Source organism: Myxococcus sp. SDU36 (genome assembly GCF_030168875.1).
GTDB lineage: Bacteria > Myxococcota > Myxococcia > Myxococcales > Myxococcaceae > Myxococcus > Myxococcus vastator.
Genome location: NZ_CP077414.1, coordinates 3,195,937 through 3,221,266 on the forward strand (window position 1 = coordinate 3,195,937; position 25,330 = coordinate 3,221,266).

The 25,330-nt window shown below is 70.8% G+C and carries 17 protein-coding genes; 11 read left to right on the plus strand and 6 right to left on the minus strand.

Annotated features, from left to right (window positions below):
- Positions 1–202: 202 nt before the first annotated feature.
- The 3 genes from KGD87_RS12310 (at position 203) to KGD87_RS12320 (ending at position 3,856) form a co-directional block, all read left to right on the plus strand.
- A complete protein-coding gene (locus KGD87_RS12310; protein WP_284667640.1) occupies positions 203–1,711 on the plus strand; it encodes a HAMP domain-containing sensor histidine kinase in 1,509 nt (502 codons plus the stop codon).
- Complete coding sequence (locus tag KGD87_RS12315) at positions 1,708–3,126, plus strand: sigma-54-dependent transcriptional regulator (RefSeq protein WP_284667641.1); 1,419 nt, start codon at positions 1,708–1,710, stop codon at positions 3,124–3,126. The genes KGD87_RS12310 and KGD87_RS12315 overlap by 4 nt, the downstream gene beginning before the upstream one ends.
- Before the next feature lie 130 nt (positions 3,127–3,256).
- Positions 3,257–3,856: a DUF4142 domain-containing protein gene (locus KGD87_RS12320; RefSeq protein WP_284667642.1), complete on the plus strand. Its 600-nt coding sequence runs from the start codon at positions 3,257–3,259 to the stop codon at positions 3,854–3,856.
- Between the two features lie 270 nt (positions 3,857–4,126).
- Here KGD87_RS12320 and KGD87_RS12325 read toward each other — a convergent pair whose 3' ends face one another.
- A complete protein-coding gene (locus KGD87_RS12325) occupies positions 4,127–6,865 on the minus strand; it encodes a bifunctional acetate--CoA ligase family protein/GNAT family N-acetyltransferase (RefSeq protein ID WP_284667643.1) in 2,739 nt (912 codons plus the stop codon).
- Positions 6,866–7,148: 283 nt separating this feature from the next.
- Here KGD87_RS12325 and KGD87_RS12330 point away from each other — a divergent pair, with 283 nt between their 5' ends.
- From KGD87_RS12330 to KGD87_RS12350, 5 genes are all read left to right on the plus strand, one after another.
- Positions 7,149–7,766, plus strand: coding sequence for a DUF2378 family protein (locus KGD87_RS12330; protein WP_284667644.1), 618 nt, complete (start codon positions 7,149–7,151; stop codon positions 7,764–7,766).
- A gap of 194 nt (positions 7,767–7,960) precedes the next feature.
- Entirely contained in the window at positions 7,961–8,755 is a 795-nt protein-coding gene (locus KGD87_RS12335; RefSeq protein ID WP_284667645.1) for a DUF3014 domain-containing protein, read from the plus strand.
- A gap of 243 nt (positions 8,756–8,998) precedes the next feature.
- On the plus strand, positions 8,999–11,113 hold the full coding sequence (locus KGD87_RS12340) for a two-component system sensor histidine kinase NtrB (RefSeq protein ID WP_284667646.1): 2,115 nt from the start codon (positions 8,999–9,001) through the stop codon (positions 11,111–11,113).
- Positions 11,103–12,476, plus strand: coding sequence for a sigma-54-dependent transcriptional regulator (locus tag KGD87_RS12345; protein WP_284667647.1), 1,374 nt, complete (start codon positions 11,103–11,105; stop codon positions 12,474–12,476). The genes KGD87_RS12340 and KGD87_RS12345 overlap by 11 nt, the downstream gene beginning before the upstream one ends.
- An 89-nt stretch (positions 12,477–12,565) precedes the next feature.
- Positions 12,566–13,099: an OmpA family protein gene (locus KGD87_RS12350; RefSeq protein ID WP_284667648.1), complete on the plus strand. Its 534-nt coding sequence runs from the start codon at positions 12,566–12,568 to the stop codon at positions 13,097–13,099.
- A 264-nt stretch (positions 13,100–13,363) separates the two neighbouring features.
- Here the strand turns inward: KGD87_RS12350 and KGD87_RS12355 are convergent, their stop codons facing one another.
- Genes KGD87_RS12355 through tgt form a run of 3 tightly spaced genes read right to left on the minus strand, consistent with a single transcriptional unit; the run spans position 13,364 to position 16,344 of the window.
- Positions 13,364–14,230, minus strand: coding sequence for an alpha/beta fold hydrolase (locus KGD87_RS12355; RefSeq protein WP_284667649.1), 867 nt, complete (start codon positions 14,228–14,230; stop codon positions 13,364–13,366).
- A 39-nt stretch (positions 14,231–14,269) separates the two neighbouring features.
- A complete protein-coding gene (locus tag KGD87_RS12360; RefSeq protein WP_284667650.1) occupies positions 14,270–15,133 on the minus strand; it encodes an MnmC family methyltransferase in 864 nt (287 codons plus the stop codon).
- A complete protein-coding gene (tgt, locus tag KGD87_RS12365; RefSeq protein ID WP_284667651.1) occupies positions 15,130–16,344 on the minus strand; it encodes a tRNA guanosine(34) transglycosylase Tgt in 1,215 nt (404 codons plus the stop codon). Before tgt ends, KGD87_RS12360 begins: the two co-directional genes overlap by 4 nt.
- Before the next feature lie 191 nt (positions 16,345–16,535).
- Here tgt and KGD87_RS12370 point away from each other — a divergent pair, with 191 nt between their 5' ends.
- Positions 16,536–18,134 (plus strand): ABC-F family ATP-binding cassette domain-containing protein, encoded by a 1,599-nt coding sequence (locus tag KGD87_RS12370; RefSeq protein ID WP_284667652.1) that lies wholly within the window; start codon positions 16,536–16,538, stop codon positions 18,132–18,134.
- 96 nt (positions 18,135–18,230) lie between these two features.
- On the opposite strand, the gene KGD87_RS12375 is transcribed toward KGD87_RS12370, so the two are convergent.
- Together KGD87_RS12375 and KGD87_RS12380 are read right to left on the minus strand one after the other, a co-directional pair.
- Entirely contained in the window at positions 18,231–21,266 is a 3,036-nt protein-coding gene (locus tag KGD87_RS12375) for a chitobiase/beta-hexosaminidase C-terminal domain-containing protein (RefSeq protein ID WP_284667653.1), read from the minus strand.
- Between the two features lie 200 nt (positions 21,267–21,466).
- Positions 21,467–22,549: a YihY/virulence factor BrkB family protein gene (locus KGD87_RS12380; RefSeq protein ID WP_284667654.1), complete on the minus strand. Its 1,083-nt coding sequence runs from the start codon at positions 22,547–22,549 to the stop codon at positions 21,467–21,469.
- Between the two features lie 244 nt (positions 22,550–22,793).
- Here KGD87_RS12380 and KGD87_RS12385 point away from each other — a divergent pair, with 244 nt between their 5' ends.
- Positions 22,794–24,344, plus strand: coding sequence for a PEGA domain-containing protein (locus KGD87_RS12385; RefSeq protein WP_284667655.1), 1,551 nt, complete (start codon positions 22,794–22,796; stop codon positions 24,342–24,344).
- The gene (locus KGD87_RS12390) at positions 24,334–25,326 is read left to right on the plus strand and encodes a tetratricopeptide repeat protein (protein WP_284667656.1); all 993 of its coding nucleotides are present in this window, start codon (positions 24,334–24,336) and stop codon (positions 25,324–25,326) included. Before KGD87_RS12385 ends, KGD87_RS12390 begins: the two co-directional genes overlap by 11 nt.
- Positions 25,327–25,330: the final 4 nt, after the last annotated feature.

Sequence of the window (25,330 nt, forward strand, 5' to 3'; positions counted from 1 at the left end):
GCTTCCCACTCTGAAGCCTGATTCACCTGTCGGCCTCTCCCGACGCCCCTTCGCCGCGCCCGGACCGACACCTGTCTGCCCAAGCCGACACGCGGAATTTCAAACACGAACACTCGCTCGAAAATGCTGCGCGCGGTTCGCAAGCTCAGTAGAGGTGTATTCCGGAACGAGTGCGCCCCCACGCGCAACGTGCATCCGGCCCATGCGACTCGCACACCGACTGCTCATCTCTCATGCCCTCCTCATCGCCGCACTGCTGGGGGCCGCCGCCTTCTCGGTGGTCGCCATCGTGCGGATGACGTCCCTGCTCACCGAGGTCCGCGAGGAGCAGCTTGGCGGCGTCATCAAGGAGGAAGCGGTCCACCAGGCGGCCTGGGGCGTCGAGGTCGCCGCGAGGCATGGACTGTTCGCCTGTGAGCACAGCGCCCGCGAGGTGCCGGCCGCGGCCGACACGCTCAGGGAGCGGCTGACCCACCTGGACGCCCGCCTCACCCTCCACGGCGCGTCCACCCAGCCGCTGCTGCTGCGCGCCGCCCAGGGCTATCAAACGTACGCACGGCACATCCTCGCGGGTGACACCTGTGAACGGCTGCAGAACACGGCCCTGCGCAGCGAGCGCCTCTTCCTGGCCGAGCAGCTCACCGACGCGTGGATCAGCACCACGCTCGCGCTCCACTCGGCCATCCGCCAACGGGAGATGCGCGCGCACGACATCGGCTCGTCCGCCATCGCGGTGGGCCTCACCCTGGGCGGGCTGGCCGTCGTCGCCGCCTGGGCCATTGCCCGCTGGGTGGCGCAGGGCGTGACGCGGCCGCTGGGCCAGCTGTCCGCGCTGGCGCACCGGGTGGGCGACGGCAACTTCGCGCCGCTCCCGGAAGTGACAGGCCCCCGGGAGATTCGGGATTTGTGGGCGGACCTGGACCGCATGCGAGGCCGCCTGTCCGAGCTGGACCAGCTCAAGGACGCCTTCGTGGCGTCGGCATCCCACGACCTGCGCACGCCGCTGGCCCGGCTCCGGACGGCCATTGGCCTGCTCGCGGATGGCACCGCCGGCCCCTTGACGACGCAGCAGCACCGCGTGGTGGAGCTGGCGCGCGTGGCTTGCGAGCGGGAAATCCGGCTGGTCACCGCGCTGTTGGATTTGACGCGCGTCCAGGCCGGCAAGGCCGTGCGACGGGACGAAGGCTGCCGCCTGGACGACCTCATTGAACGGGCCGTCGAGGAGGTGTCCGAGCTGGCGGAGGAGCGTGGCACGGAGCTGGTGGTCATCGCCCAGGGCACGACGCCGCCCGCGTCCCTGGATGCCGCGCTGGTGGAGCGCTCGCTGGTGAGCCTGATGACGAACGCCGTGCGCGTCTCCGCCCCCGGGCAGCGCATCTATGTCACCCGCACGCTCGCGTCCCAGGGCCCGGACGGCCAGCCCGGGACGTGGGCCCGGGTGGAGGTGCGGGACGAAGGCCCCGGTGTCCCGGAGGATGCGCGCCCGCGCGTCTTCGAGCCCTTCTTCACCCGGGCGGTGGGCGCGGCGAACGCGGACGGGCTGGGCCTGGGTCTGCCCCTGGCGCAGCGGATGATGCGGGCGCTGGGCGGTGATGTGTTGTTGCTGGAGAACGCGAACCCCGGCGCGCGCTTCGCGCTGGTGTTGCCGCTGGGCCGGGGCGTTCCGGCCAGCACCGCCCCCGAAGCGGGGACGAAGAGGAGCGATGGATGAAGGCCCGCGGCGGACATGTGTTGGTGGTGGACGACGACGCGGAGCTCTGCGAGCTCATCTCCCTGCGCCTGGAGGCGAAGGGCATGCAGGTCACCACCGCCCTCACGGCGGCGCGCGGCCTGGCGCTGCTGGAGTCCGAGAAGATAGACGCGGTGGTGCTCGACCTGCGGCTGGAGGGCGTGGACGGGCTGGAGGTGCTGGCCCAGATGCGCGCGCGCTCGCCGGACCTGCCGGTGGTCATCCTCACCGCGCATGGCACCATTGAAACGGCCGTGGAAGCCATGCAGCGCGGCGCGTATGGCTTCCTCACCAAGCCCTTCCAGGACCACGAGCTCTTCCAGAAGCTGCTGCACGCGACGGAGCGCAGTGACTTGCACCGCGAGCTCGCCGACCTGCGCCGCATCGTCGCGGGCACCACGCCGGAGCGGCTGCTGGGCACCAGCCCCGCCATCGCCGAGGTGAGAGACCGCATCGCCCGGGTGGCCCCGTCGGAGGCCACGGTGCTGGTCCTGGGCGAGTCCGGCACGGGCAAGGAGCTGGCGGCGCGGCAGGTGCACGCGCTGTCCCGCAGGGCCAGCGGACCCTTCATCGCCGTCAACTGCGGCGCGCTGCCACCGGAGCTGCTGGAGAGCGAGCTGTTCGGCCATGTCCGGGGCGCCTTCACCGGCGCCACGCAGACGCGCGAAGGCCTGTTCGGCGCGGCGCGCGGCGGCACCCTCTTCCTGGACGAGGTGGGCGAGGCCTCGCCGCGCGTGCAGGTGAAGCTGCTGCGCGTGCTCCAGGAGCGGCGCTTCGCGCGGGTGGGCAGCGCCACGGAGGAAGAGGCCGACGTGCGCGTGGTGGCGGCCACCAACCGAGACTTGCGCGAAGAGGTCGAGGAGCGACGCTTCCGCGAGGACCTCTATTACCGGCTGGCCGTGCTGCCCATCGTGATGCCGCCGCTGCGCGAGCGCATCGAGGACATCCCGATTCTGGCCACGCGGTTCCTGGAGCAGGCCGCCGCGCGCAATGGACTGCGGCTGCCGCGGCTGGCGCCGGATGCCCTGGCGCTGCTGCAGGCCCACTCCTGGCCGGGCAACGTGCGCGAGCTGGTGAACACCATGGAAGCGGTGGTGCTGCTGGCACCCGAGGACGACGTGCGCTCCGAGCACCTGGCCCGCATGTTCGACCCGCCCACCTCCGCGCGGACGCCGCACGACACCGCGCGCGAAGAGGAGCCAGAGCTGCTGCGCGCCTCCGGTGAGCTGCCGACGCTGCGCGAGGCGAGAGACCGCTTCGAGCGGCGCTACCTGTGCGAGGTGCTGCGGCGCTCCAAGGGCAACGTGGCCGCCGCCGCGCGCATGGCCAGCCGCAACCGCACGGACTTCTACGAACTGCTGCGCCGCCACGGGCTGTCCCCCGCCGACTTCAAGTAGCGGCCGTCGCCTCCCTCCCGTCCACGGAAGCGTTGTCGCGCGCACATCTGGCTCGTGCTTCCCGGCCATGGCGGTGTGCTTTTCAACTGCCCAACCTTCAGCTGAACAGCAGATGAGGGGGACGACAGTCATGCGAATCACACGAGCGATGGTGGGGGTGGCGATGATGGGGGCGGCCGTGATGTTCGCCGGCTGCGGAGAGAGCAGTGCCAGTGAGAACACGCTGGGCCCACAACAGGCGGCCGCGGGCCAGGCGGTGACACTCACGGACGGCCAGATTGTGGGCGTGCTCCTGGTGGCCAACGCGGGCGAGGTGATGCTGAGTCAGGTGGGCCAGGCGCGTGCCACCGACCCGGCGGCGCGTGACTACAACGCGCGCATGGTCACCATGCACACGGAGGTCATCCAGAGCCTGGAGCAGCTGGCCACGGCCCAGGGCATCACGCCCGCGGAGAGCCCGGTGTCGCAGCACCTCCAGCAGACGGTGCAGAAGACCGTCGACCTGTTGAGCGCCACGCCGGACGCTTACTTCGACGTGTCGGTGATGGATGCGCAGGTCTCCGCTCACGCCGGCACCGCCCTGCTGGGGGACGGCCTGCTCGCGCAGCAAGTGCAGAACCCGGCGCTCAAGGAAGCGTGGATGGCGCTTCGGCAGACGGTCCAGGCGCACCTCCAGGAGGCCTCCAACATCCAGAACACCCTCTACAACGCCTGGCAGCCGCAGCCGTAGCCGTGGGCGCGCAGCCGTCCGCCCGGGAGCCACGGCCCCGGGCGCGACGGCGCTTCGCGGTTGGGCGCTTTCGGACAACGCGGCTGTCCCGTGGCCCTTGGGAAACGTGCATGGCGAACGCTCAACCCCAGCTTCGTGCCTTCCCTAGCCCGCACGAATGTCCAGGCCACCCTCTACTTCCGCGTCCTGGCGGGCAAACCCGGCGACACGCTGTGGCGCCATGCAGTCGGAGCCACCTGCGGGAGCCTCGCGCGCCAGGCACCGCGCGCGTCAGAGCACCTTCACGGCCTTCACCATGTCCGGCGACAGCTCCTCGTGCTGGAGGATGGCGAAGCCCCGCTTCCGGCTGATGGTCTGCATGGCGCGGTTGCCCGCGAGGATATCCGCGACGATGCGCTCCATGCCCCAGTCCCGGCCGATGTCCACCAGCCGCTTCAGCATCTCCGCGCCCAGCCCCTGCCGCTGCGCCGGGTCGCTGATGAGGATGGCGAACTCCGCGTCGCGCGTGCCTCGCAGCCGCGTGAGCCGCCCCACGCCGAGCAGCTCTCCGTCCTCGCGCTCCGCCACCAGCGCCAGCTCCCGCGCGTAGTCGTTGAAGCAGATGCGGGACAGCCGCGCGTGCGCCACGCGCGTGCTCAGCTGCAGCAGCCCCGCGTAGCGCAGGAACACCGTCTGCTCCGACAACGTGCGGTGGAACTCCGCCATCTTCGGCTCGTCCTCCGGGCGGATGGGCCGCAGCACGACCTCCTCGCCGCTTCGCAGCCGGAAGGGCGCCACGTATTGGCTCGGGTACGGCTCAATGGCCAGCCTGGGCAACTCCGCCTCCGTCACCGAGGCCGGGTGCAGCACCACGCGCGCGTCCAGGGCCAGCAGCCGCTCGGGCGAGGCCAGCAGCGGGTTGATGTCCACCTCCTTCACGAAGCGCTGCTCCGCCACCAGCTGGCTGAAGCGCACCATGAGCTGCTCCAGCGCCTTCAGGTCCACCGGCGGGCGGCCCCGGACGCCCTTCAGCGCCTCGTAGATGCGCGTCTGCTCCATCAGCCGCCGCGCCAGCGTGGTGGTCAGCGGAGGCAGCCCCAGCGCCCTGTCCTTGAACACCTCCACCAGCGTCCCGCCCGCGCCGAAGAGCAGCACCGGCCCGAACTGCGCGTCCACGCTGCTGCCCACGATGAGCTCATAGCCGTCCAGCCGCACCATGGGCTGCACGGTGACGCCGTCGAACGCGCTGCCCTGCCCCATCGCCTCCAGCCGCGTCCGGATGTCCCGGAAGGCGCCGCGCACGGCCTCCGCGTCCGGGAGGTTCAGCCGCACACCGCCCACGTCCGACTTGTGCGTCACCGTGAGCGAGTGGAGCTTCACCACCACGGGGAAGCCCAGGGCCGCGGCCTCCGCGACCGCGGCGTCCTCCGTCACCGCCAGCCGCGTCGCCACGGTGGGGATGCCATACGCGGCGAGCAGCTTCTTGGACTCGTACTCCGTCAGCAGCGTCCGCCCCTGCGCGCGCGCCACCTCCACCCACCGGCGCACCTCGTCCCGGGCGCTGCCCGCCGCCTGCGCCAGCTCGGGCGTCTCATACAAGCCCTCCAGGTTGTACGCGTAGCGCCACATGTAATTGAAGATGCGCGCGGCCGTGTCCGGATAGCCGAAGGTGGGGATGCCCGCGTCGTTGAGGATGCGCTCCCCCGCCGCCACCTCCGAGCCCCCCATCCAGCTGGCAAGCACCGGCTTGCCATGCAGCTTCGCGTAGGGCTTGAGGCGGTCCGCCGTCTGCGTGGGCTCCGTCATGTCCTGCGGCGTGAGGATGACGAGCAGCCCGTCGCTGCCTTCGTCCTTTCCGGTGATTTCCAGCGCCTTCGCGAAGCGCTCCGGGTCCGCGTCTCCCAGGATGTCCACCGGATTGCCGTGGCTCCACGGCGGCGGCAGGAAGGCGTCCAGGGCCTCGAGCGTGGACGGGCTGAGCGTGGCCAGCTCGCCGCCCCCCGACACCAGCGCGTCCGTGGCCAGCACGCCGGGGCCGCCCGCGTTGGTGAGCACCGTGAGACGCCGGCCCGCCGGGCGCGGCTGCCGGGCCAGCGTCTCCGCCATGTAGAAGAGGTCCGCGATGGAGTCCACGCGCAGCACGCCGGTGCGGCGGAAGGCGGCGCTGAGCACCTCGTCGCTGCCCGTCAGCGCGCCCGTGTGGGACGCCGCGGCCTGAGCGGCCTGCGCCGTGCGTCCGGCCTTGATGACGATGATGGGCTTGGTGAGCGCCACCTCGCGCGCCGCGGAGAGGAAGGCCCGCGCGTCGCCAATGGACTCCATGTACAGCAGGATGGAGCGCGTCATCGCGTCATCGGCCAGGTAATCGATGAGGTCGCCCCAGCCCACGTCCAGCATCGAGCCCACCGACACGAAGGCGCTGAAGCCCACCGCCTCGCGAAGGCTCCAGTCGAGGATGGACGTCAGCAGCGCCCCGCTCTGGCTGATGAAGGCCACGTTGCCCGGCCGGGCCATGGCGCCAGCGAACGTCGCGTTGAAGCCGCCAGGCGGGCGCATCACCCCCAGGCAGTTGGGGCCGATGATGCGCACCTGGGCCGCCTGGGCGATGCGCAGAATCTCCCGCTCCAGGCGCTCCCCCTCCGCCCCAATCTCCTTGAAGCCCGCGGACAGGATGATGGCGCCCCGGATGCCCAGCGCCGCGCACTCCTGGATGACGCCGGGCACCGCTTGCGCGGGCGTGACGACGATGGCCAGGTCCACCCGCTCCGGCAAGGCCCCCAGGGACGGCCACGCCTTGATGCCCAGCACGTTGGGCCGCTTCGGGTTGATGGGGTAGACGGTGCCGCCAAACGGGTTGCTGATGAGGTTCCACAGCACCGTGCGCCCCACGCTCCCGGGCCGCTCGGTGGCGCCGACGACGGCCACGCTGCGCGGCGCGAAGAGGACGTCCAGCGGCAGCCGCGTCCGCTGCTGGTGGAGCACGTTGTAGGACGGGTCCGTCTTCGAGGAGCCAGGGGCGCGCGGGTCCATGGCCTCCGTCATTGCGGCCAGGCTCGCCAGGGCGCAATCGCCTTCTCGTGCCTGCCTGTGAGCGCCCCCCCTCCCAGGTCCTCGCATGAATGGGATAGAACAGGAATAACTGCACTCCCTGCCTTGGGACCCGGAGACGCACCCTGCGCATGTCACCCACATGTCGCTCTGATAGCCAGTACGTGGCGCGGGCCGTACTGACACTCGCGGACAGTTTCACTGAACGAACATTCACCAGTAGGCAAGCATCCCACGGCCCGCTCGGTGTATACGGGGCGCCTCTATGACTCCTTCCGAGAAGCTTGTTTTCACCCAGACCGTCGAGGCGCTCTTCGTGCGCGCCCTCGAGAACCGCCTCACGCCGGCGTGCCGTGAGCACCTGCGCCGGGCGGGGCTGGCGCTCGACCAGAAGCTGGAGCGGGCCTACACGCTGGAGCAGTGGAAGGAGTTCCTCCGAATCGCCGCCGGCCATGTCTACGGTGGCGTCCCGGCCGAGGCGGCCTACTACTCGCTGGGCGAGCGCTTCATGGACGCGTACTTCGGCACCTTCTTCGGCCGGGCCCTGCTGGGCGTCGTCCGACTGGCCGGGCCCCGGCGGATGCTGCTGCGCGCGGGCATGGGGTTTCGCGCCGGCAACAACTTCAGTGTGGTCGAAATCGTCGAGCGGAGCCCCACTTCGGTGGAGCTGCGGATGAATGACGTGCTGGCGGACCTGCCCACCTTCTCCGCGGGCCTGCTGGCGCGCGCGGTGGAGCTGTGCGGAGGGTGGCGGGTGGTGAGCATCCCCGAGGAGTTCGACGGCACCGCGGCCACCTTCCACATCCGCTGGGCCGAGGCTCCGGCCGAGGCCGCCCTCGCCGCCACGGACGGAGACTCGGGCGCGTCCCGGCCTCGCGCGTAGCGCCTCCCTCCGCGCGCCCCGTGGCGCTTCGCCACGGGATGCCGCGCGGTACGCCACGCTCGCAAGGCAGGCGAGTGTGGCCGCGGGGCCACACGGCGGCCCGCGGCTCAGAGGGAGACGCGCGGCTTCACGGCGGCGCGAATCCGCTGGCATCGCGGCTGCAATTCCATGCGGCATCCCTCGGAGGATGACGCATGAGCAACCCTGAAGTGGTGACGAAGTCGCAGAACCGGATGCACTGGGGCGTGGGTGTGGCGGCGCTGGTGCTGCTGTTCGCGGGCGTGGGCACGTGGTGGGTGATGCGCCAGTCGGCTACGGAGCTGCCACACCCGTCCGTGGCGGTGATTCCCAAGCCTTCCCACCCTGGCGTGGCGTCGCGCACGGAGCCGCCGCTGCCCTCCTCCGCGGAGCTGGACGTGCTGCTGCGCACGAAGCTCGCCCGGGCCTCGCTCCTGCCGGAGTTCGCCGCGTGGCTGAAGGAGCAGGACCTGCTGCGCCGCTTCGTCACCGTCGTGGGCAACGTGGCCAACGGCGACAGCCCCCGCGAGGCGGTGAGCTTCCTCGCGCCGGCCAGCACCTTCGAGGCGCGCCGCAAGGGCGGCAAGCTCGTCATCGAAATGAAGAGCTACGCGCGCTACGACGTCCTGGGCAAGGTGGTGGGCTCGCTCGACATGGGCGTGCTGGTGTCCACCTACCGCGACGTGCGCCACCTGGCCGAGCGCCTCCACAAGGAGACGGCCCGCCCCGGCAGCACCTTCGACGCCACGCTCCACCTCGCCTTCGAGCAGGTGCTCGCCGTCCCCGTCATCGACGGTGACGTGGAGGTGGTCCCCAAGGGCGCGATGTTCGTCTACGCCGACCCGAAGCTCGAAGGGCTGACGGCCGCGCAGAAGCACCTGCTGCGGATGGGGCCGAAGAACCTCCGCCGCCTCCAGGACAAGGTGCGTGAGGCGTCCCAGCAGCTCACCCAGCAGGCGTCCCGCCGCTGAAACAAGCCCCGCCTGTCTTCGCCAGCGCGCGTCACCCGCGCTGGCTCTGGCAGGATGCAACGGGGGCCATGCAGATTGCGGCGCTTCGCCAGGGTGCGCCGTCGCCGCGCAGAGGGACAGGCCAGGGGCACGGGCGTTGCTATGGGACGAGTCTTTCCTCTCGGGACGAAGCGCCGCCTGGCGGCGTGGAGACCCGGCAAGCGCCGGAGCCCCGCACCGGTGTCGCCCCTGGGTCCGGTGTCCATGCGCCTGCCTGTCCTGCCCGTGCTGCTGCTGTGTCTGATGCTCTCCGGCATCATCGCGGGTGTCCTGCACTTCATGCAGCGCGACCGGCAGGCGCTGGTGGACCAGATGGCCCGCGAGCGGCAGGCGCAGTTGCTGGAGGCCGTGCGCGGCGTCTCCGCCGCCCTGGAGGGCGCGGAGGAGGACCTGCGCTTCGCGGGCGAGCTGCTGGCCCAGCCGGGCACCGCCGAGGAGCACCGGCGGGAGATGCGCGCGCTGCTGGAGGCGGTGGGGCAGTACAAGGCCATCCTCGTCTTCGGGATGGATGGACAGGAACGGCTCCGGCTGGTGGACCGGCGGAGCGCGGCGGCGATGACGCACCAGTTCACCGCGGAGGACCTGGCCCTCACCGTGGCGCAGGCCCGCGGTCATCCGCCGGGCCATGTCGTCTCATCCCCGCCCCTCCCCCGGGCCCAGTCGGGCTGGCTGCGCGCCTTCGCCACCGCGCTCCCAGAGGACGCGCAGGACAGCGGCGCCGTCGTCGTGGTGCTGGTGGACGCCGAGCCGCTCTTCGCTCCGCTGAAGCTGCTCGCGTCGGACTCGGAGACGCGGCTGCTGGTGCTGGGGGCCCATGGCACGCCGACGGCGTTGACGCACCCGGACCTGGCGGACGGGTACCGGCGGCTGGACACCGGCGGCCATCAGACGCCCGGCCTCGCGGCGCTGGTACAGGCCCTTCGCGCCGGTGAGTCGGGCACGCGCATCATCGAGCGCGAGGAAGCCGCCCGGCTCGGCCTGGGCGACTCGGAGGTGGTGGTCACCTTCAGCCCGGTTCGGTTCAAGAATGGCGCGGCGTGGCCGGTGGCGACGCTCGCTTCGACGCGCGTGCTCCGGACCCATGAGCGCGGCCTGGTGCTGCGCCTGTCGCTGGCCGCGGTGCTCGTCTCCGCGTTCCTCATCGCCTTTGGTGTGTACGTGGTGCTCGCGCGCAGCCGGGCGGAGGCCTTGCGGGAGAGCCAGCGCCATGCGCAGCGGCTGGCGCACCTGCACGACAAGACGCAGAAGATTCTCGACAACATCCCCACTGGCGTCCTCGCGCTCTCCTCCACCCGGCACATCTCCGCCGCCAACCGCGCGCTGAGCCTCCGCATGCCGGCGGACGCCGTGGGCCGGCCCCTGACGGCGGCCTTTCCCCAGGCCCAGGCCCCCGTCATCCAGCGACTGGAGGACCTGGTCCACGCGGCCACGAGCGACGGCCGCGTGCGCAGCCTCCACGGCGAACCGCTCTGCCTCTTCGAGGAGCCGGGCCAGTACAACGTCCACGCGGTGCCGCTGGAGCCGAACACGCCAGAGGTCCACGCGCTGGTCGTCATCGAGGACGTGAGCAGCCTGCGCGCGCTGGAAGGACAGCTGCTGCGCGCGGAGAAGCTGGCCACGGTGGGCGTGCTGGCGGCGGGCATCGCCCATGAGATTGGCACGCCGCTGGGCATCGTCCGCGGCCGGGCCGAGTACGTGCAGGAGAAGCTGGGGCGCGAGCACCCGCAGGCGGCGGGCCTGGGCACCATCGTCGAACAGATTGACAGGGTGAGCCGGACGCTGCGCCAGTTGCTCGACTTCTCCCGGCTTCAGCCCGCGGACGCGCAGGCGGTCCCGCTGGAGCCGCTGGTGCACAGCGTGCGGGAGCTGCTGTGGATGGAGGCCGAGCGGCGGCGGCTGAAGCTGGAGGTGACGGTCGCCTCGCCCATGCCCGCGGTGGCGGCCGACCCAGACCAGTTCCAGCAGGTGCTCATCAACCTGGTGCTCAACGCGTATGACGCGTGCGACGCTGGCGGGCGCGTCCGGCTGAGCGCGAACATGGACACCGGAGACGCACCGGGCGCCTGGGGCATGGTGCGCGTGGACGTCGAGGACAACGGCTGCGGCATCGCCCCCCGCCACGTCCACCAGGTCTTCGACCCTTTCTTCACCACCAAGAAGCGCGGCCAGGGCACCGGACTGGGCCTGACGATGGTGGCGCACATCGTGCGCAACCATGGAGGCCGTATCGAACTGGACAGCGCGGCAGAGCGAGGCACTCGCGTCACCGTGCGCTGGCCCGCCGCGGCGCCCGCCGGAGAGGAGCGACATGTCGTCTAGAGCCAGGGTCCTCGTCGTCGACGACCACGTCGAGATGGGGCAGATGTTGAAGGAACCGCTGACGGACGACGGCTACACGGTCGACATCGCCACCGGCGGCGCGGATGCCATTGCCCAGCTGCGCGCGCGCGTCTACGACGCGGTGCTGTGCGACTTGCGCATGCAGGACGTGGACGGCTTCGACGTGCTGGACGCCGCGTGCAAGCTGGACCCGGACCTGCCCGTGGTGATGATGACGGCCTTCGGCGGCGTGGAGAGCGCCGTGGAGGCGATGAAGCGCGGCGCGTTCCACTACTTCACCAAGCCCTTCCGGCTGGACGAGGTGCGCCTGTCCCTGGAGCGCGCGCTGGAGCAGCGCCGCCTGCGCACCGAGCACCGCACGCTCAAGCAGCAGGCCGCCGACCGCGCGGGCCTGGGCGCCCTGGTGGGCAGCAGCACCGCGATGCGGGACCTCTACACGTTGATTGAGCGGGTGGCCTGGTCCAGCGCCCCGGTGCTGGTGCGTGGCGAGAGCGGCAGCGGCAAGGAGCTGGTCGCCCGGGCGCTGCACTTCGAGGGCACCCGGCGCGCGGGGCCCTTCGTGGCCGTCAACTGCACCGCGCTGCCGCACACCCTGCTGGAGAGCGAGCTGTTCGGCCACGTCAAGGGCGCGTTCACCGGCGCCACCACGGCCCGGCGCGGCCTCTTCGTGGAGGCGGACGGCGGCACGCTGTTCCTGGACGAGATTGGCGACATGGCCCCCGAGCTCCAGGCCCGGCTGCTCCGCGTGCTCGAAGACGGAGAGGTGCGGGCCGTGGGCGCGGATGGCTCGCGCACGGTGGACGTGCGGGTGGTGGCCGCGACGCACCAGGACCTGGAGACGCGCGTCAAGGAAGGCCGCTTCCGCGCGGACGTCTTCTACCGGCTCAACGTCGTCACGCTGCGGCTGCCGCCCCTGCGCGAGCGCCGCGAGGACATCCCCGCGCTCCTCGAGCACTTCCTCCAGCAGGCCAAGGCACGCAATCCGCGCTCCATGGTTCAGCGCTTCTCCCCGGAGACCCTGGCCGCGCTGGGGGCCCTGCCCTGGGACGGCAACGTGCGCGAGCTGGAGAACCTGGTGCAGCGGCTGGTCGTGCTCGGCTCGACGGAGGTGGTGGACCTGCCGCAGCTACGTCCCCATCTGCCCGCCGACACCAGCCAGGAGAACCACCCGCTGGCCGCGGCGCAGCGAACCATCGTCCCGCTGCGGCAGTTGGAGACGGAGTACATCGCCTGGGCGGTGGCCCGCTGCGGTGGAAACAAGACGAAGGCGGCGGAGCTGCTCGGCATCGACGTCTCCACCATCCACCGGCGCGAGCGAGCGGAGGGCAATCCGCAACGCTGACCTGGGCACGCTGCAACGGTGCGCGGGCCACGGTGGAGGCATCTCAGAGGGACGGGAGCGCGGCATGAGCCTTGTAGATGACACAGGGCATGAACCGAACTCTCCTGTCTCTCCTCGCCGCGGTCAGTCTGGTGGGTTGCGCCTCCAAGCCCAAGACGACCTCTGTCACGGACCACCTGCCAGACCGGCGGCCCAGCCCCACCACCACGGCGGCGACGTCCAACCGGACCGTTGATGAAGACGCGGACGCGGCACGCCGGGCCACGGGCCCATTGTCCGCCGAGCCGGTGTACTTCGAGCTCGACTCCGCCACGCTGCGGCCCGAGTCCCGCGACATGCTCGCGCAGCTCGCCACGGGCCTGCGGGAGCGGCCCCTCACGCGGGTGACGGTGTCGGGCCACACCTGCGAGCTGGGGACCACGGAGTACAACGTCGCGCTGGGCCACCGGCGCGCGGCCGTGGTGCGCGACTACCTGCGCGACCTGGGCGTGGAGCCCAAGCAGCTCTCCATCGTCTCCTACGGCGAGGAGCGGCCGCTGTCCGAAGCCCACACGGAAGAGGCGTTCCGCAAGAATCGCCGCGCGGAGTTCACCTTCTCCTCGGCGGAGCGAGCCACGCGCTGAGCCACCGGAAGTCTGTCGGGCCTCCCCGGTACGCGGCTCCCGGAATACGCCCCGGGAACGCCGGGCGCTGGGGAGGGGCGGGAATGGGGAGCAGAATGCGTCGGAGGCCTGGCGACAAGACCCGGCCTTCCGTGGCCACGTTGGCGGAGTCCCTGGGGCTGCTGCGGTCGCGAGACGTGGAGGCACACGGTGCCCCACTCAGCCAGCTCAACCTGCTTGCTGGAGGTGTCCCCAAGGCAAGGCGTCAGCACCGGCTCCGGCGGTTCAACGCACGGCCCTGGCCACCGCGCGGACTGACTCCAGGCCATCCAGGAACGCGAGGATGCGCTGCGCGCAGCGCTCCGGCTGCTCCAGCGGGAAGAGATGTCCCGCGCCGGAGAGCGCCTCCGTCTGGGTGTCATTCAGCGTCAGGCGGGCCCGCTCCAGCGCATCGCCTGTCAGCGTGTCGGACTCGCCGCCGCGAATCACCAGGGACGGGACGCTCACGGTGCCCAGCTCCCGCCAGACATCCTTGGGAGACGTCTCGAAGACGCGCGCCTCCCAGGCCTTGGGGATGGTCAGCCGGAAGCCACCGCCCGGGGCCTCGGTGAGGCCGTGGGTGAGGTAGTCCTGGAAGCACTCCGGGTCGAAGCGCGCGAACAACGCCTTCTTGGCGTAGCTCCGGGCAGCATCCTCGCGAGCGCCCCAGGCCTCCCGCCGCCGCCGCGCCAGACTCGCGGGAGGCACCCGGCTTCGCAGCCCGAGCAGCGTCAAGGCACGGAGCGCCCATTCCCGCGCCCCTGTGAACAACACCGGGTCCAACGCCACCACGGCCCGGAAGAGCGCGGGCGCCTTCGCGGAGGCGAGCAGCGTCGCCACGCCGCCCATGCTGTGCCCCACCCCCACGATGCCCTGCACGCCCTGAGCGCGCAGGGCGTGAATCAGGTCATCGGCCATGTCATCCCAGGTCCGCAGCTCCAGCGGGTCGGAGCCCGGCACGAGGCACCGCGTGCGAAGCGTGAAGACGTGGTAGCGCGGCTTCAGGTGCTCGATGAGCTTGCGGTAGCAGCCCGGAGGAAAGCCATTGGCGTGGGCCAGGTGCAGCACCGGACCGGTGCCGCCCCAGTCCTCCATCTGAAGGGCTTCGCGCATGTCCTGCCGATTACCCCGGACCGCGGCGAATGTCTTCCGTCACTCGGAGGCGGACCGCCACTGCGGGTGCGCCAGCACGCGCGCCTCGAGGTCGGGCGTGAGCTGCCCGCCATGAGGCGCCCGGGAGGACGAGCGCGTCCACCGCGCCAGCCACCGCTCCCCCAGCGGCGCTTCCAGTGATTCCCTCCGCGTGGCGCCCACCGTCGTCTCACCCTTCGTCCCCGTCGACACACCCGCGCCCACGAAGAACCCGGCCAGCAGCAGCGTCACCCGCGTGGGCGTGGCCGCGCTGTACGTGAGCAGCAACGTCCCCTCCCCGTCCTCGCGGCAGTGCCGACGCACGCGGGCCAGCACCGCCTCGGTCCACATGTCCGGATTGGACGCCGGTGAGAAGGGGTCGAAGTAGACGAGGTCGGCCACCGGCAGCGCGCCGTCCAGGTGCGGCACCGCGTCGCCCAGCAGCAGCCGCCAGCGGAGGCCCTCGGCCTCCCACACCCCGTCGCGCATCAGCGTCTTGGCCGCGTCACGGAACGGCTGGAGGAAGGGAAAGCCCGCCGCGTCCGCCAGCGCCAACCGCAGCGGCGCCAGGTCCACCTCGAAGCTGACCACCTCCAACAGCCGGCGCTGCTCCGCGCCCAGGCTCCTGGCACAGGTGAGCGCGGCCACCGCGTTGGTGGCGGCGCCCAGCCCCACGTCATGAATCACCAGCGGCGGCCCGGGCTGGCGCAGCCGGTCCGCCAGGCGCGCCTGCTCCACATAGAGGCGCAGCGCCTCCTGCCACGGCCCCACGGAGGGGTGCATCACCTCGCCATGGCCCAGGTGCCGCACGGCGCGAGCGCCATTGCGCAGGGTGATGAGCTCGAAGTCGCCGTCGCGCGGGTTGGCGTCGGGCGCGGTGCTCACCCGACCTCCTTCAACGTCACCTCGCGCGCGGTGGCTTCGTCCTTCAAGTCCTTGGGCGTGGCGATGGCCGCCTTCAGCTCCCGGTACACCTGCGCGTACGTGCCACCCAGGATGCCCTCGCGGATGCGGCCCATCAGCTTCTGGTAGTGCCGGACGTTGTGCACGGACAGGAAGCGCGAGCCCAGGTGGTGCTTGCCCCGCATCAGGTGCTGCAGGTAGCCGCGCGTGTAGCGCTTGCACACGTAGCAGTCGCACTCCGCGTCCAGCGGCTCGTCGGAGAGGCGGAACACGCTGCGGGAGATGCGGACGAGCCCGCTGAAGGTGTACGCATACCCCTGCTGCGCCATCTTCGTGGGGATGATGCAGTCGAACATGTCCACGCCGCGCAGCACGGCCTCCACCAGGTCCGTGGGGGTGCCCACGCCCATCAGGTAGCGCGGCTTGTCGGCGGGCAGGGACGCGGTGGCGCGCAACGTCATGGATTCGCGCTCCACCTTCGTCTCGCCCACGGCCAGGCCGCCAATGGCGAAGCCGTCGAAGGGCAGCTTCGTCAGGAAGTCCGCGCTCTCGTCACGCAGGTGCGGGAAGACGCCGCCCTGGACGATGCCGAACATCGCCTGCCCGGTGTCCCTCGCCGCCTTCGCCTCCAGGCTGCGCACCGCCCAGCGGTGGGTGCGCTCCATGGCCTCGCGCGTGCCGGCCTCGTCGGTCCGCGAATCGATGCACACGTCCAGCACCATCATGATTTCCGAGTTGATGGCCTGCTGCATGGCGATGCTCGACTCGGGGCTGAGGAGCTGCCGGCTGTTGTCGTAGAAGCTGCGGAAGTGGGCGCCCTTCTCCGTGATGAGCCGGTCCTCCGGCAGGGAGAAGATTTGAAAGCCGCCCGAATCGGTGAGCACGCCCCCGTCCCACTGCATGAAGGGGTGGATGCCACCGAAGCGCTGGAAGACCTCGGCGCCGGGCCGGAGCATCAGGTGGTAGGTGTTGGCCAGCAGGATGCTGGCGCCCGCCTCCTTCACCTCCTCCATGGACAGGTGCCGGAAGCCCGCGTGGGTGGCCACCGGCATGAACATGGGGGTCTTGAAGGAACCCCGGCGTGTGTGCAGAAGGCCTGCACGGGCGCCCGTGGGGTCGGTGGTGAGGAGCTCGAAACGAACGGCCATGGGCCGGCCCTTATACCCGTCACGCCTGGCAGGCACCGCATCCATCTGCCCTGCCCGCTTCCCTCCTGGACAACCGTACAGGCCTCCTGGCATTCCGTCCGAGGCGGAACGCCGCCGACCTCCCGGCATTCTCCCGCCTCGCCAGCGGTTACAGGGAGTCCTCGCGGTCACCTGCAGCACGGGAAACACCTCGCCGCTTTGGCCCACCGCACCATTTCCGCTACAACGCCGCCGCCATGTTCAACGTCATCAACGTCTCCAAGGCCTACGGGCCCAAGAAGCTTTTCGAGGACGTCAACGTCACGTTCTCGCCGGGCCGCCGCTACGGCCTGACCGGACCGAACGGTGCCGGGAAGTCCACGTTCATGAAGATCCTCGCCGGGGACGAGGAAGCGGACATGGGCAACATCGTCCGGCCTCGCAAGCTGGGCATCCTCCGCCAGGACCACTTCCGCTACGAGGACAACCGCGTCCTGGACGTGGTGCTCATGGGCAACCATGCCCTGTGGGCGGCCATGTCCGAGAAGAACGAGCTGCTGGCCAAGTCCGACATCACCGAGGAGGACGGCAACCGACTGGGCGACCTGGAGGGCGTCATCGCCGAGGAGGACGGCTACTCGGCGGAGAGCGACGCGGCCACCCTGCTGGCGGGCCTTGGCATCGACCAGGCCTTCCACGAAGAGCCCATGAAGCAGCTCACCGGCGGCCTCAAGCTCCGCGTGCTGCTCGCGCAGGCGCTGTTCGGCAAGCCGGAGGGCCTGCTGCTCGACGAGCCCACGAACAACCTGGACATCGACTCCATCCGCTGGCTTGAGAGCTTCCTCCACGAGTACGAGGGGGTGCTCATCACCATCAGCCACGACCGGCACTTCCTCAACGCCATCTGCACGCACATCGCGGACATCGACTACGAGGCCATCATCAACTACCCCGGTGGGTATGACGACATGGTCCGGCAGAAGGCGCAGGTGCGCACCCGCGTCGAGTCCGAGACGGCGGAGAAGAAGAAGAAGATTGCCCAGCTCCAGGACTTCGTCGCGCGCTTCCACGCCGGTACCCGCGCCTCGCAGGTGCAGAGCCGCATCAAGCAGATCGACAAGCTGAAGTCGGACGACCTCAAGCGCTCCAACATCGCGCGCCCGTTCATCCGCTTCGACCAGAAGGTGGTCAGCGGCAAGCAGACGCTGATGATTGAAGGCATCCACAAGTCCTTCGACGGCCAGGAGGTCATCAAGCCCTTCAACGGCCTGGTCTGCAAGGGTGAGAAGGTCTGCGTCATCGGCCGCAACGGCGTGGGCAAGTCCACGCTGGTGAAGATGATTGCCGGCCAGTTGGAGCCGGATGGCGGGACGATTGGCTGGGGCCACCAGGCCACCGTGGGCTACCTGCCGCAGGACCACCACGGCGTCGTGCGCAAGGGCACCACCTGCTTCGGATGGCTGCGTGATTTGCACGACAAGCTCACCAACGAGGAGATCTCCGGCGTGCTGGGCCGGATGCTCTTCTCCGGTGAGGAGCGGATGAAGAACACCGACACCCTCTCCGGTGGTGAGACGGTGCGGCTGCTCCTGTCCAAGCTGATGATCATGCAGGACAACGTGCTGGTGCTCGACGAGCCCACCAACCACCTGGACCTGGAGTCCATCGCCGCGCTGGCCGAAGGGCTCCAGAAGTACGAGGGCACCGTCATCGTCGTCACGCACGACCAGGAGCTCATCTCCGAGGTGGCCACCCGCATCTGGTCGCTCCAGGCGGGCCAGGAGGTGCTCGACTTCAACGGGCCCTACTCGGAGTTCGTGGAGAAGCACTCCGACGTGGCCGCGCGCCGCCGGTAGTCGCAGGCGCTACGCGGAAACACGAATCGCCGCCCGGCCCGGGGATGCGCTCCCGGGACGAGGCGGCGATTGGCGTTTCAGTCCGCTTCGCGGCGCTCAATGGGGGTTGAGCGCGCCCAGCGTGGCGAAGTCGATCCGCCAGTCGCCCCGTGTGCCGTTGTCCATGGTGCCATTGCGCTGAAGCGTGTAATCGCGGCCCGGATAGATGAACGCATCCTCCCAGGCGAACGAGACATCCATGGCCGAAGGGGTGGATTCATACGTACACGGCACGCCGCCGCAGTTTGCCGGAGACCACTGCCCTTCGCCCTGAAGCGCCTGGAGCAGCGCCGGGTAGCCCGGGAAGGCGTTGCCCGTCACGACGACCGCCACGCCATCCTGGGTGACGTCGAAGGCATCCCGGATGCGCAGGGTCCGGTTGCCGGTCCCCACGCCAAACGTTCCGCCGTGGAAGTCCCAGGCGTTGTCGAAGTTCGAGCTGTAGCTGGACGCGGGATACTGCGTCTTGCTGAGCGTCTCGGCGGCCGGCGCGTCCGTCCCCGGCGTCACCCGGTCCGGGTTGAGGTGGACCACGATGATGTCCCCCACCGCCACCTGTACGTCCGGCAACGTCGCCAGCGTCGAGTTGCCATCCATCAGCGTGGCGCCAGCGGTGGAGCCACCCTCCCGGACGATGAGCTCCACCAGGTCCCTGCCATTGGGGACGTTGGGCGCCACCTCGCTCAGGCGCAGTCGGGCCGCCAGCAGGTAGCCAGGGAAGCTCGTCTGGGTGGCCGCCGGGTCGAGGAAGAGGCCGCGCATGTCCCGAATCGTGGTCGCCACAGTGAGGGTGTACGGCTGGCGGGGCGCCTGGTCGCTGGTGGTCAGCGCGACCACGGTGTCGTCCTCCATCCGGGCCTGCGTGACATTCAGCCCCGGGACGGAGAACTGGCTGCCGTTGGCCAGCAGCGATGTCGGGTCGAGCGGCCGGCCGAACCGCACCATCACCGTGTTGCGGCCCGTGGCCCACGCGTTGATGACGCGGGGCGCGGGGCACTCGAGCCCCGAGACATCGCTCGCCGTCCACACGGAAGGCTGGATGGTGGGCCGCATCTGTGACCCGGACATGAACACCCACAGCGGCGACGTCACCGTCAGCGTGCAGCCCGACGTGAGGGACAGGCTGTCACGGAGGGGCTCCACCAGGCGCAGCCGCAGCACGGACGCGGACGTCGAGCCCGCGGGCACCCCCACCGTCGTGAAGGGCGCCTGGAGATGCCCCGGCCCCGCGGCAGAGAACCCGGGCGAGCCGATGGTGCCGGTGATGGAGATGTACTCGGACTCGTAGTCGGGCAGCGTCCCGCCGGTGGTGACGTCCACCTCGCTCACGTCCTGCAGGAGCTCCGTCACCGGCGCGCCACTGCCGAGCACGCTGAAGCTGGAGAGGGTCGCGCGCGTCTGGCCATTGACGACGCTCTTCCCGTTCACCGTGACGCGCACCCGGTCCCCCACTTGCGGCACCGGAGACAACGTCGACGGGTCCACCGGCACGAAGAGGGCCGGACCGGACCGCTCCGCCTGGAGGAAGAAGCCCGCCGGGTCGTTCGTCAGGTTGCCCACGCCCGCCTTGAGATAGGTCATCCGGGCGCCGCTGATGACGAGGCTCACCGGGCCGTTCGGCGCGTCGCGCACCACCTGAATCTGCTCGGACGCCTGCCGGTCCAGGTCGGGCAGCACGTAGGACTCCTGCTTGACCTGCTCCACGTTGCCCGCCACATCCGTGGAGGCGAAGCGCACCATCAGGCTGCGCGTGAGCGTGAGGGGCCCCGCGTACAGCGGCGAGCCCGCGCCCGGCGCGGAGCCATCCAGCGTGTAGCGCGTCTGGGCGCAGCCCGAGCCGCTGTCACTGCACGCCAGCGTCACGGTGACGGCGTCCTGGTAGACGCCGCCCACGGGCGTGGCGGTCGTCGTGGGAGGCGTCGTGTCCATCGTGTACTGCTCGGTCTTCGCCAACTCGACGTTGCCCGCGAGGTCCAGGGAGAAGAAGCGCAGCGTGGTGGTGGCCGCCACGGAGATGGGACCCGCGTAGCGGGTGCTGGACGTCGTCGGCGCGCTGCCGTCGACCGTGTAGTACGTGCCCGCGCAGCCACTTCCCTCGGCGTCGTCCGTGCAGGACAGGACGACGGACTGGGCGCTCCAGTAGTCGCCGCCCGCGGGCGAGGCCGTCGTCGTGGGCGCGGTGCGGTCCTCCACGGAGGTGTCTCGCGTGTACTGCTCCGACACCACGTCGGAGACGTTGCCCACCCAGTCCACCGCCATGAACCGCACGTGGGTGGTGGCCGTCAGCAGCAGCGGCTCCTGGTAGACGGGGGACTCCAGCGAGGGGAGGCTGCCGTTGGTGGTGTAGTGAATCGCGGCGCAGCCGCTGCCCTCACTGTCGTCGCACGTCAGCGTGACGGCCCGCGACGTGGTGAAGCCGCCGCCCCTGGGCGTCGCGGCGACCTGGGGCGCCTGCGTGTCCACGACGTAGCGGGCCTGCTGCGCCGCCTCCAGGTTGCCCACCCGGTCCACGGAGAGGAACCGCAGCGTGACGGACGTGGTGATGGCCAGGGGCGCCGTGTAGCGCGGCGAGGCCTGCGTGGGCACCCTGCCATCCAGCGTGTAGTGCGTGGCCGCGCAGCCGCTGCCCTCGCCGTCGTCACACGTCAGCGTCACGCTCCGGGGACTGTTGAACGCGCCGCCCGCCGGGTTGACCACCGTGCTGGGGGCCACCGTGTCCGCCCCGCCCGCCAGCGTGTACGTCGCCGTCCCTGGCGCTTCCGCGTTGCCCGCCGCGTCCACGGAGTAGAAGCGCACCGTGGTGGTGCTCCCCAGCGTGAAGGGCTCACGGTACTGCGTGGAGCCCGTGCCCGGCGTGGTGCCATCCAACGTGTAGTACGTGGCCGCGCAGCCGCTGCCGCCGCCGTCGTCACAGGCCAGCGTCACCACCACGGAGGTGGTGAAATCCCCTCCCGCGGGCGTGGCGCGCGTCGTGGGCGGCGTGAGGTCGATGGGAGGTGGAGGCGTTGGCTCGCCGCCGCCACACGCGAGGACGAGTTGTGCCGTGAGGAGCATCGCGACGCGACGCAGTGGCCAGAGGGGGGGCTGAGACATCGGAACTCCAGGGCGCACGTCGACCGTACGCCGGGGCAATCAGGGAGCGGGGGGAATGTCCGAGGGGGACTGCCAGTGGACGACGTCAGTCACTGTCGTCCAGCCAACAAGGCGCGCACGCTCGCACTGAGGGTGGGCGCACCGCAAGCCCCCGTCGTCACGCACGAACGCCCATTCTTCGCTGGGAGAAGAAAGTCGGCCTATCGGGGGGTCGACTTGCGCAGCAGGAACAACCCCAGGCCCAGGCCCACGGTCCACTTGAAGGCCGCCGCGAGCGGCGTGTCACGCAGCCTGGGCGGCATGGACGGCGGCCCCTCCGGGGGGGACCGGCCCGTCACCGGGTCCACCGCGGGCTGGAAGCCCGGAGCGCCCGGAAGCGACGCGCCCCCCGCTTCCAGCTCCGTCTTGGTGGCGGTCAGCGCCTTGCCCTGCGCGGCATCCTTCTGGCCCGGTGCCTTTCCGTCCGGGGAGCGGTGCTCGAGGATGGCGTTGATTTCCGCGCCCAGCAGGATGACCTGCGCGGAGATCCACATCCACAGCAGCATGACGATGACACCACCGATGGCGCCGTAGTTGACGTCGTAGCTGCCGAAGTTGGCCACGTACTGGGAGAAGCCCCACGACGCCAGCACCCAGATGAGCACGCCCACCACCGAGCCCGGGGTGATGAAACGGAACCGCTGCTTCACGTCCGGCAGCACGAAGTACAGCACCGCCCACAGGGACATCATCAACAGGCCCGCCACCGGGAGCCGCAGCCACATGAGCACGGTGCCCGGCACGTCGGGGAGCTTGCCGACGATGACGGGCGTGACGACGACGGAGAACGCCGCGAGGATGGCCACCGTCGCGCCGCCCAGCGTCACCAGCAGCGCGACGCCGCGCAGCTTCCAGATGGGACGCGACTCCGTCACGCCATAGACTTTGTTGAGCGCCGCCATCAGCGCCACCACGCCCGTGGAGGCGGCCCAGACGGCGCCGACGCCGCCCACCGTCAGCAGCCCCACCGGTCGGCTGTCCGCCAGCGCCTCGATGCGCTCGCTCAGGATGGACGTCACCTCCCGGGGCGCCACCCGCGCCAGCTCCTGGATGAGCACCTGGGCCTGGGTGGGCTCGATGAGGAGGCCCGCCAGCGACACCAGGAACAGCAGGAACGGGAACAGCGCCAGAATCGCCCGGAAGGTGAGCGCGCCGGAGACGTCCCCTATCTCGTCGCGCGTCCACTCGTCCTTCAGCGCCAGAAAGAACTTCTTCCAGCTCATGCCCTTGCCAGGGAGAACCATTCCGCCTCCTCGGGGGTGTTGCGACCGGGGGAACGATGCGCATTCCCCACACCCCAGGCGACCTCCAGCCCCCAGCTTCCCTGCATGCGCCCGGAGGGCAGGCGAGCAGGAGCGGCTGGGAGGCGCTTTCCCGGAAATCCCCCCGTTCTCAGGCCTCCCCCCTAGGCAGGAGAGCGTTCATTGGCGTACACCATGGGAGGGGGCCGCCGGTCGGTTCCGCCGCGGCCCCCTCCCCGAGGACGCCATGTTCGTCTCCTGTCTCCTGAGTGTCAGCCTGGCGCTGAGCGCCGGCGCCGCACCCGGAATGCCCCCGGGCCCCCAGGCACCCACCCCTTCGCACACGCTGTGGCTCGTCCAGGCCCTGTACCCAGGACAGGACGCGCTGCTGCAACGCACCGAGGCGGGGATTGCCGCGCTGATACCGCAGGACGTGCAGGCGCGGCAGCTCATCGGCCGGGACGCCCTGGCCACGCACCTGAAGGGCCAGGGCGGCGACCTGCGCTGCGTGTCCGGCGAGGCGCGCTGCCGGGAGCCGCTGGAGGCGTACCTGGAGTCACTGGGCCTGGAGCGCGTGGTGCTGGTGCAGGTGGGCCAGGACGACGCCGGCTACCGCTTCCGCGCCGTCAGCGTCCGGCCCGGCACCGGCGCCCGGGGCCAGGCGGAGACGGCGAACCCGGCGTTCGAGAAGGCCCTGGCCGGCGTGCTGGTGAAGTTCCTGTCGCTCAACGCCACGGTGGTGGCGGAGACGACGCCCGCGGGGGCCACCGTCTTCCTTGACGGCGTGAAGGTGGGCACCACGCCCTTCACCACGGAGGTGCTGCCGGGAGAGCACACCTTCCGCTTCGAGCTGGCCTCGCACCTTCCGAAGGAAGAGACGCGGGTGATGCGCTCGCGCCAGCAGGTGAAGCTGGACGCCGCCCTGGAGAAGGTGCCCGCGCGGCTGGTGGTGAAGGCGCAGCCGGAGGGCGCGGAGATTCGCGTGGACGGCCAGCCGGTGGGGACCACCGCGGTGGACCAGGGCATCCAGCCCGGCACCCGCGTGGTGTCGCTGACGCTGGACGGCTACGAGCCCCACGAGGTGAAGGCGGAGATTGCCCCCGGCGGGACGTACACGCTGGAGCACGCCCTGACGCCCACCTCCCTGCAGTCCTTCAAGCTGGCCATGCGCCGCCGCAAGGAAGCCACCATGGCGCGGCAGAGCTACCTGGAGGCCTCGTTCGAGCTGCAGCGCCTCACGGGCACGTCGCTGGCGTCCCAGCCGCTGAGCACCTCGGAGGAGCTGGAGGGGCTGCGCACCCGGGACGTGCGCGCGCCGGGCTCACGCAACCTGCGCGGCGTGGGCATCGAATACGGACGCTATGGCCAGTTCTTCGGCGTCATGTTGGTGGGCGCCACCTACGCCTCCACCGGTGACACGTGGACGCTGGGCATCGACGTGCCGCCTGGCGTGGGCGGCGTGGGGCCGGACGGCATTTCGTCGCTGGACACGCAGGTGCAGGCGGTGTCGCTGCGCGCGCTCCAGCCGCAGCTGCGCTACGTGCTCGGGCCCGTGTCCTTCGCCATCCAGGCAGGCCTGGAGGGCAGAGGGCTCCTGGTGAAGGAACGCGCGGGTGACGCGGCCGTCTTCAAGGATGGCCTCTATGCGCTGGACCTGCACGCGTCCGGACAGGCCACCGCGCGCATCTACGTGTACGAGGGCCTGTACGCCTCCGTCGCGTACCAGCACAGCTTCACGCTGCTGAAGAAGATTGCCGGGACGAGCAACATTCGCGGAGGGCTGGGCTATGCGTTCTGACCTGCGGCGCCTGACGTGGGCCTGTGTGCTGCTGACGTGTGGCCTCTGCCTGGCAGAGCCCCTGGTGGGGCCCTCCGTCGGGCGGGGTGACGCCCTGCTGGCCGAAGGCACTCGCCTCTACAACAAGCGCAAGCACAAGGACGCGGCGGAGGTGTTGCTCCAGGCCACGCGCGCCAACCCGTCCCTGCTGCCCGCCTACCTGGGCCTGGCGCGCGCGCGCATGGGGGCGAAGGACGTCCCCGGGGCCTGCGCCGCCTACCGCGCCTACGTGCGCAGCGCGCCGGACATCCGGGACCGGACCAAGGCCCAGCGCGAGCTGGCCCTGTGCGAGCGCAAGCTGAAGGCCGCGCGCCGCAAGAAGCGCAACAAGGTGCCGCCCGACATGACGGCCCGGCACGTGGAGCTGAAGGCCGGCTTCTTCGCCGCGCTGGAGGAAGGCCGGCTGGTGGGCCCCGGCGCCGCGGGCGAGACGCTGCGCACGCTGGTGTCCGAGGGCTACCTGGGCACGGACCTGGGAGACATGGCCGCGCGGCTGAGCGTGGCCTCCCAGGCCACCACCGATGACGTACACCAGCGGGCCCTGGCCGGAGAAGCGCTCCCCACGGCGCGCCTGCGCGAGTCCGGCGCGCTCTTCGACCTGGCGCGCGACACGGGGGAGCCGTCCGCCACGGCCGCTGCCCAGGCGCCTTTCCTGGAAGGGCTCGCGGCGCTCCAGGAGGGAGACTTCGCAGGAGCGCAGCGCCTGTTCGCCCAGGCCGCCGCCGCGGAGCCCAAGCGCACCGAGTACCGCGTGTGGCGCGCCGCCGCGCTCCAGCGCGCGGGGGACCTGGACGGCGCGCTGACGGTGATGGAGTCGGACCTGCCGCAAGATGCGCGCACGGACGTGCTCCGCGCGGCCTCCGCCAGGCGGAAGTCCCCCGAGGCGGGGGCTCGCGAGCTGGAGCGCCTCCTCTTCCAGCGCTACGCCCCGGCCACGCGCTGACGGC

Bases quoted from the DNA above. Each gene is read 5' to 3' on its own strand.
- KGD87_RS12310 (WP_284667640.1), top strand. From the start codon at position 203: ATGCGACTCGCACACCGACTGCTCATCTCTCATGCCCTCCTCATCGCC.
- KGD87_RS12315 (WP_284667641.1), top strand. From the start codon at position 1,708: ATGAAGGCCCGCGGCGGACATGTGTTGGTGGTGGACGACGACGCGGAG.
- KGD87_RS12320 (WP_284667642.1), top strand. From the start codon at position 3,257: ATGCGAATCACACGAGCGATGGTGGGGGTGGCGATGATGGGGGCGGCC.
- KGD87_RS12325 (WP_284667643.1), bottom strand. From the start codon at position 6,865: ATGGACCCGCGCGCCCCTGGCTCCTCGAAGACGGACCCGTCCTACAAC.
- KGD87_RS12330 (WP_284667644.1), top strand. From the start codon at position 7,149: ATGACTCCTTCCGAGAAGCTTGTTTTCACCCAGACCGTCGAGGCGCTC.
- KGD87_RS12335 (WP_284667645.1), top strand. From the start codon at position 7,961: ATGAGCAACCCTGAAGTGGTGACGAAGTCGCAGAACCGGATGCACTGG.
- KGD87_RS12340 (WP_284667646.1), top strand. From the start codon at position 8,999: ATGCGCCTGCCTGTCCTGCCCGTGCTGCTGCTGTGTCTGATGCTCTCC.
- KGD87_RS12345 (WP_284667647.1), top strand. From the start codon at position 11,103: ATGTCGTCTAGAGCCAGGGTCCTCGTCGTCGACGACCACGTCGAGATG.
- KGD87_RS12350 (WP_284667648.1), top strand. From the start codon at position 12,566: ATGAACCGAACTCTCCTGTCTCTCCTCGCCGCGGTCAGTCTGGTGGGT.
- KGD87_RS12355 (WP_284667649.1), bottom strand. From the start codon at position 14,230: ATGCGCGAAGCCCTTCAGATGGAGGACTGGGGCGGCACCGGTCCGGTG.
- tgt (WP_284667651.1), bottom strand. From the start codon at position 16,344: ATGGATGCGGTGCCTGCCAGGCGTGACGGGTATAAGGGCCGGCCCATG.
- KGD87_RS12370 (WP_284667652.1), top strand. From the start codon at position 16,536: ATGTTCAACGTCATCAACGTCTCCAAGGCCTACGGGCCCAAGAAGCTT.
- KGD87_RS12375 (WP_284667653.1), bottom strand. From the start codon at position 21,266: ATGTCTCAGCCCCCCCTCTGGCCACTGCGTCGCGTCGCGATGCTCCTC.
- KGD87_RS12380 (WP_284667654.1), bottom strand. From the start codon at position 22,549: ATGGTTCTCCCTGGCAAGGGCATGAGCTGGAAGAAGTTCTTTCTGGCG.
- KGD87_RS12385 (WP_284667655.1), top strand. From the start codon at position 22,794: ATGTTCGTCTCCTGTCTCCTGAGTGTCAGCCTGGCGCTGAGCGCCGGC.
- KGD87_RS12390 (WP_284667656.1), top strand. From the start codon at position 24,334: ATGCGTTCTGACCTGCGGCGCCTGACGTGGGCCTGTGTGCTGCTGACG.